The following is a 7,093-nucleotide window of genomic DNA, read 5'->3' on the forward strand; positions in this document are numbered from 1 at the left end:
AAGAGCAGCCACCACATGTGCTGAAATGCTTGCACACGGACGCGACACGATGCGGGCTTGGCTCAATAATCTCGTTAAGTTCCGCACGAGCACCTTGCACCTGGGCGCTGACAAGCTCGCCCTCAAGTGTATAGGGAACAAAGATCTGTCCGGCATCGGTCTCAGCAACACCGTCACCCTTATGGGCAAGGCGTGCAATACGGAGGGTTTCTACAGTGGCTTCAGGCTTCTTAGACATGGCACTGCGTTTACAGCGCCGCTCCGATACATGCAATGCTTGATGTCGCGAAGTTTGGCATTCCGTTGGAGCGTGATTGAACAGCGATGTTTAGTCTTCGATTTGATCTAGGGGAAGCCATCATTTGTGACGCAAAGGTAATGTGGAAAATTACTGTATAGGTGTGCTGTGCGACACTTTATACTGAGTTTCTGAATAGATTTTGCCGATATATTTAAAATGTTCTCTGAAATAAACTTTTTGTTTGTCTATTTGATCAATTTCCCAACGGAATATGCGGGCTGCATGCGTATGGTGATACAATTTATGGCTGCAACTTTCCCAAAGAAATCGGCGATGTTCTGTAGGAGTTTTCAATGCCGTCTTTAAAATTAAAAGGGAAATTGACATTTTGGGTTGTCGTGATTGCACTGGTGTCGATGGTTGCCTCATCGGGGTCTGTCTTGTTCATTGGGGCAGGGGTTATCGAAGAACAAGCAATCAGGCTCTCAAACGAAATTGCCAAGGAAAGTGCAGCCGTCGTTAAAGCTGAACTGGATCAATCTTTTGCAGTTGCGCGCAATACAGCCAATGCATTGGACGCACTCAGAAAAAGCGGGGACGCCAATCGTGCAGCTTCAGCGGAGATCCTCAAAGGTGTCCTTCAGAGCAACGAGCAGCTGATTGGCAGCTGGGCCGCTTGGGAACCTGATGCGTTTGATGGCAAGGATCAGGACTGGGCCAACAAGCCGTTTCATGACCAGACCGGACGATTTATCCCATACTGGTTTCGCTCAGGTGGACAGATAGGCCGGGAAGCACTCGTCGATTATGAAAAGGACGGAGCAGGTGACTACTATCTGCTTGCTCAAAGAAGTGGCGATGAGATCATCCTCGAGCCGTACATCTATTCTGTTGGCGGCGTGGATACCCTAATCACGTCTCTTGTTGTGCCGGTGGATGGCTTTGGAGCCAGAGCCGGTGTTGCTGGCGTAGACATTGCTCTTTCTGACATTCAGGAGAGACTGAATGGAATGCATCCTTATGAGGAAGGCTACCTCACACTGATCAGCTCTTCCGGAACAATTGTTTCTAATCCAGACAGTCTGCTTGTGTCCCAAGCTGCTGGTACAGCTGGGTTTTCAAAAGCAATTCTTGAGCCGTTAACCTCTGGAAAAACGCGCATTCTACCCAACACGCAAGTCGGCAATGTTGAAATGTTGCAGGTGGGCGTTCCAATTAGCATCGCAAAAACCGAAGAGCCATGGCTGCTGGTCATCACCATCCCACGCAGTAAAATCCTTGAGGCATCCAATCAGATGTTCTCACTTGTCTCTGTCTTGGGCGTTGTACTCGCGCTCCTTGCTGCTCTGGGTGCATGGATATTCGCCAGTTCGTTGAGCAAGCCAATTTCTTCACTGACCCGGGTTATGGGTGAGTTGGCATCAGGAAATCTGCAAGTTGATATCTCGGAGCGCCGCCAGAAGGATGAGATCTCTGACATGATCACAGCGGTGCGTGTGTTCAAAGACAACGCCATCAAAGTCAAGGAGATGGAGGCAGACAAAAGAGAGCAGGAAAGCAAGCGCATAGCTGAAGAAAAGGCGACACGTACCAAAATTGTCTCTGATTTTGAAAAAAGCGTAGGCAGCGTTGTTCAAACTGTTTCATCTGCAGCCACAGGCATGAAGTCACATGCAGAGGTGCTAGAACCAGCTGCCTCAAGAGCACAATCGCGTGCCCAAGCAGGGGCAAATGCGGCTGAGGCAACCTCTGTTAACGTGCAAACCGTGAGTTCTGCAGCGGAGGAGCTGACAGCATCCATTCGCGAAATTGGGATGCAGGTTGATCTGGCCTCAAGAACGGTTGCGGTGGCTGTTTCTAAGTCTGAACAAACCAACATCACCGTGCGTGGTCTTTCCGAGGCCGTGTTGAAAATTGGCGAAGTGATTGACATCATCAATGCGATTGCCGATCAGACCAACCTTCTCGCCTTGAATGCAACCATCGAAGCGGCCCGAGCAGGGGAATCTGGCAAAGGCTTTGCCGTTGTTGCCAATGAAGTGAAAGATCTGGCCAATCAAACAGGGCGTGCAACCCAAAGCATTGCCGAACAGATCAGCGGCGTTCAGGAAGCAACGCAAGGCGCTGTTGATGAGATCGCAGGGATCTCTAAAACCATCAGCGAGCTAGATGAAGTGGCATCCAATATTGCCGCTGCAGTTGAAGAGCAAGGCGTGGCAACCAGTGAAATTGCCCGCAGCGCTGAGCTTGCATCCAATGGGACCAAGGAAGTTTTTGCTAGCGTGAATGACATTGGCAAAGCGGCTGAAGACACCAGCAACTCGGCTTTGAGTGTGAAAAAGGCGTCTGTGGATCTAACGAATCTTGCGGATGAACTCAAAGACCGCGTGGAAGGCTTCGTATCTCAGCTGCGCGCATAACTTAAAGGCACACAGGAACATCTTCTCCCGAGCACCTCTGTGCCTCGGGAGAAGGGCTTCAAGAAAACTATAATGGCTTCTTTTGGCAAGCCATCAGGTACTCGGCATTTCCATCACCACCCTTGATAGGGGAGGAAGTGATGCCAAGCACGGACCAGCCCGGCTGTGCATTCATCCACTCTTGCAGCTCTACAGAGATCTGTTCCGCAATCTCTGGTGCAACAAGACCACCTTTCCCAATCCGCTCACGCCCAGCTTCAAACTGTGGCTTGACGAGGAAGACCCCTAAGGCCCCATCTTCAGCAAGTTCAATAGCTGGTGGGAGGGCAAGCTTCAGAGAGATAAAGCTCACGTCGGAAACTAGAAACTCCGGATGCTGGCCTTCAAGATGCTCAAGCGTCAGCTCACGAGCATTAAGGCCGTCTTTACGGACAACGCGTGGGTTATTGGAGATCTTATCTGCCAGCTGATCATGCCCAACATCAATGGCATGAACGATCTGAGCACCGTGTTCCAGCAGAACCTGCGTGAAGCCTCCAGTCGAGGCGCCAATATCGAGGCAGATCTTCCCATCAGGGGCGAGGTCAAAATGCTCCAGGCCTTTGATGAGCTTTAAAGCGGCGCGGGAGACATAGTCAGAGGCCGGGTCATCGATAGTGATGTTGGGTTTGCCTGAGATCTTCTGCGAAGGCTTCTTTGCAGGCATACCATCTATCACGATCGTGTTCCGCAAAATCGCATCACGAGCACGGGCACGCGTTTCAAAATAGCCATGTTCGACGAGGAATTGATAAAGCCGCATATGTCACCTGACTGGAATATGGATCAAGCTTAGCCTAAAGGCCGAAGCAACCAGCCAGTGCGTTTAACAGTTTGTCTGAGAAAAGCAAATTGCCATAGCGCATCCAAAGGAATGCGGTGGCTGCGATCAGCAGAAATCCAACGGCAGCTGTGCCAGCATAGAGAGCTGCATGATCTTTCATATGTTCATCCAAAAAAGGGTGCCTGAATTCCCAGACACCCTAAACTTTTATGAGCTACCAAGCAACTTTCTGATTTTTGGAAGCGCTGTTTCTTCAGGTTCCTGATAGCTGATGGTTCCCACGAAATCCAAGTTACCATTCAGCATGTAAACCGCTGCGGTGTGGTCCATGGTGTAGTCACCGTCTTCCAATGGTACTTTTCTCGCATAAACGCGGTAGTCTTTAACGACTTTTTTAACCTGGTCGACGGAGCCAGTCAGTGGAACGACGTGAGACCCAAACGCAGCAACATAATCTGCAATAACGTCTGGTGTATCGCGTTCAGGATCAACGCTGACGAAAACGAAGTTCAGATCATCTGCCTTCGGCCCCAGATTATCAATCCATCCCTGCATATCAGAGAGGGTTGTTGGGCACACATCAGGACAGAATGTGAAGCCGAAGAACATCAGAGTTGGCTTGCCATCAAGGTTCTTGTCTGTAAAGACTTGTCCCTTGCCATCAACCAGCTCAAACGGGCCACCGATCTGCACAGTAGCAGCCTGCGGGACATCCTCTTTCACAAACTTCATTACTGTTACAGCAGAAACTGCGGCAACGAGCAATGCGACTGCAGCCCACGCTCCATATCGAATTGTTTTCGCAACGTTCATCTTAATCCACCCGTGCACAGTTCAATTGGTTAGTGGTGCATTTTGCCGGATTTTGCACCCATTTTCATAACTGGGAATGTTACTTCAACTGGACCGGCTTTTTCGAATTCCAGAGTAACTTTGAGCTCTTCGCCCATTTTGAATGCTTGGTTCAGACCCATGAACATGACGTGGTAGCTGCCAGGCTTCAACTCAAGTGTTTCGCCGGCAGGAATAACTACGCCATCGTCCAGCTTACGCATTTTCATGATGCCATCGTTCACAGCCATTTCGTGAATTTCTGTGCGCTTGGCATAGCCGGAAACTGCACCTGTCAGGCGCGCATCTTCGCTGCCATTGTTGGTGATAGAAACGAAAGCTCCGCCACCTTTTGCTTTTGGTGGAGTTGCGCGTGTCCAGGCATCTTTAATGGTCAGATCACCGTGTTGAATGCTGTCCGCAAGAGCAGCCGAACCGGTGAACGCAACAAGAGCTGCTGCAACAATAAGAGCACGTGTTTTCATAATATTCATCCAAGGAATAGCTCCCTACCTGTAAACTCAGGCAGAAGAGATCAGTCAAATCAGGTTTTGTTGATCAAGGGAAAACCTAGGCGACTGGAGGAGCCCGGATGAGGAAATTATGACCACGGAGGCTTCTGTCAATTACGAGAGCGCTATCAAGGGAGAGAGAACCAGCAACCACGAGGGTAGGACTCTGCCAGTTCTCGGGCTCTATCGAAAAATAAGTCGCCTGTTTGGACGTATGCGGGCACATGAACGTGCAATCGCAGCCTATTCCCAGCGGATTTTCGGTATGCGTGGAGCCTTCAATCTTTGCAATTTGTGAGCCTCCCGAAGGGGCGCACAATTGCATGAGCGCAGCAACCGAAGGATCAGCAGCTGCGCCGGAAAAACTCAGGACAAGCAACAGCACTCGGGCCAGCATCGCAACGCCAGCAAGCAAAACGAGCGGATGCCGCTCGCTTCTGAGTACATGTAATGTATTACTCGGCTTGACCATGGGTCTTTCTTAGTTGCTTCCGCTGAGTGTGTCTACACTCAGCCAGAAGGGAATCTGGAATTATCCTGAGTCTCATCAGTTGTAGGCGGATTCTCATCCTCATCATTGCGATTTGGCAAATCACCCACTTCTTCTGAGGCCATGCCCTCATCCTGCTCGTAGGCAGGGAACTCTTCAGGCGGAATAACGTAAGGATCTTCGATATCTAGCGGATCAGGCGTAAGCACGGCACCCATGTTGGATGTTGCACCGTATTCGAAGTCTGTCTTCTCCAGATCCTCGTCCGCAGGGCGAATAACCAGGCGGCTGACAACGAAGAGGGCAAGAGCTACTTCAACAAGTGCCACCCATATGAATAGCCCTTCAGGGCCGATACTGAACATCAGGCCTGCTGCAACGGTCGGTCCAATCATCGACCCGATTCCGTTCGACATCAGAACACCGGAAGATGTCTCGACGTAGTCTTCTGCTTCCACATAGTCAAAGGCGTGGGCAGCAACAATCGCGTATGTCGGCTGACTGGCCATGCCCAGGATCAGGAATACGGTGAATGTAGTCCAGAAGTTTCCGCTCTCAAGCGTAAAGAGCACTAGAGCTGCCGCTGCCGCGGCGAAGCCCAAAAGCAAAATAATGATACGACGGTCAACACGGTCTGACAGACGACCAATCGGCCACTGCGTAATAGCACCACCCAAAACGATGGCTGCTGCAAAATACGCCGCCTCGTTGGTGCTGTAGCCGATCTGCTTGGCATAAAGCGGAGCCAACGCCCACATGGAGCTGTTGGCAAGACCAATCAGCAGACAACCAATCAGGGCCACAGCGGAGGTCTGATAAAGGTTGATCGGGCGGAAGCGCACCAGCGTAATGGGAGCTGGCTGAACAGCTTTGGTGAGCACAACGGGGACCACAGCAACGCTGACAAAAATGGACGCAATTGCAAATGGTACAAAGGTGCTAACGTCAAAGCCAACAATCATCAGCTGGCCACCCATGGTCGCACCCAGATAGCAGATGATGTAAAGCGACATGACTGTGCCACGGTTCTCATTAGTTGCCCGGTCATTCAACCAGCTTTCGACAACCAAAACGATGCCAGCAAAACACACACCAGTAATGATGCGGAAAAGCGCCCACGCCAAAGGATCCACCAGGATAGGGTGGAGCAGTGCCGCGCCAGACATCAAAGAAACCAGTGCAGCAAATGCACGGATATGACCGGCCCGTAGAATGAGAAACGGACCAAACAGACACCCAATCACAAAGCCAATGTAAAAACTGGACGAGATCAGACCAATCTGGAGGTCTCCAAATCCGGCCAAATCAGCTTTGAGGGGGATGAGCGTCGAAGAAAGTCCATGCCCTGCAAGAATCAGGGCGGTGGACAGCATCAAGGACGCAAAGGTTGCAAGCAGCAGTATCATGCGCGCACCAGCCAACGATGTAAAACTGAGTTCACACTACATATGATATGCAAAAAGAAAATAAGGAGAGCAGCGAAAGCTGCCCCTCATTTAATTTTTTGATGAGTTATGAACACAAATACAATGTTCTACACCAGCCTTAACGGCAAATCCTCTGCTTTACCAAGGGTTTCAAAGACACGGCGCACAATCCCTGATGCATCTAGTCCAGCATCTTTGTACATCGTCTCCGGCTTTGCGTGGTCCTGAAAAACGTCCGGCAGGATCATGCTGCGAACTTTAAGAGACCCATCAAGCAAGCCGTTGTCAGAGAGGAACTGAAGCACTTGGCTTCCGAAGCCGCCAATGGAACCTTCTTCGATGGTGATCA

General features: G+C 50.5%; 8 protein-coding genes and 1 pseudogene. 1 reads left to right on the forward strand and 8 read right to left on the reverse strand.

All coding sequences use genetic code 11. The annotated features are described in order from the left end of the window. Window positions 1-238 (reverse strand): annotated as a pseudogene (locus PPL9_RS31565) (RNA methyltransferase); the annotation flags it as partial. 356 nt (window positions 239-594) lie between these two features. Here PPL9_RS31565 and PPL9_RS22905 point away from each other — a divergent pair. After that, window positions 595-2,661 (forward strand): methyl-accepting chemotaxis protein, encoded by a 2,067-nt coding sequence (locus PPL9_RS22905; RefSeq protein WP_057464891.1) that lies wholly within the window; start codon window positions 595-597, stop codon window positions 2,659-2,661. A 67-nt stretch (window positions 2,662-2,728) separates the two neighbouring features. Here the strand turns inward: PPL9_RS22905 and PPL9_RS22910 are convergent, their stop codons facing one another. The 7 genes from PPL9_RS22910 to PPL9_RS31570 all read right to left on the reverse strand — a co-directional run. Continuing rightward, complete coding sequence (locus PPL9_RS22910; RefSeq protein ID WP_057464892.1) at window positions 2,729-3,463, reverse strand: TlyA family RNA methyltransferase; 735 nt, start codon at window positions 3,461-3,463, stop codon at window positions 2,729-2,731. A 34-nt stretch (window positions 3,464-3,497) separates the two neighbouring features. After that, the gene (locus PPL9_RS32735) at window positions 3,498-3,644 is read right to left on the reverse strand and encodes a hypothetical protein (protein WP_162531841.1); all 147 of its coding nucleotides are present in this window, start codon (window positions 3,642-3,644) and stop codon (window positions 3,498-3,500) included. Between the two features lie 47 nt (window positions 3,645-3,691). Continuing rightward, window positions 3,692-4,297, reverse strand: coding sequence for an SCO family protein (locus PPL9_RS22915; protein ID WP_057464893.1), 606 nt, complete (start codon window positions 4,295-4,297; stop codon window positions 3,692-3,694). A 29-nt stretch (window positions 4,298-4,326) separates the two neighbouring features. Continuing rightward, the gene (locus PPL9_RS22920) at window positions 4,327-4,800 is read right to left on the reverse strand and encodes a copper chaperone PCu(A)C (RefSeq protein ID WP_208989570.1); all 474 of its coding nucleotides are present in this window, start codon (window positions 4,798-4,800) and stop codon (window positions 4,327-4,329) included. A gap of 85 nt (window positions 4,801-4,885) precedes the next feature. Next, window positions 4,886-5,299, reverse strand: coding sequence for a hypothetical protein (locus PPL9_RS22925; protein ID WP_057464895.1), 414 nt, complete (start codon window positions 5,297-5,299; stop codon window positions 4,886-4,888). 38 nt (window positions 5,300-5,337) lie between these two features. Further along, window positions 5,338-6,723 carry an MFS transporter gene (locus tag PPL9_RS22930; protein ID WP_057465021.1) on the reverse strand — a complete coding sequence of 462 codons (1,386 nt, stop codon included), beginning with the start codon at window positions 6,721-6,723 and terminating at the stop codon, window positions 5,338-5,340. 128 nt (window positions 6,724-6,851) lie between these two features. Continuing rightward, on the reverse strand, window positions 6,852-7,093 hold a 242-nt coding region (locus tag PPL9_RS31570; protein WP_280139073.1), incomplete at its 5' end, for a transketolase C-terminal domain-containing protein.

It is taken from the genome of Pseudovibrio sp. POLY-S9, from assembly GCF_001431305.1.
Lineage (GTDB): Bacteria > Pseudomonadota > Alphaproteobacteria > Rhizobiales > Stappiaceae > Pseudovibrio.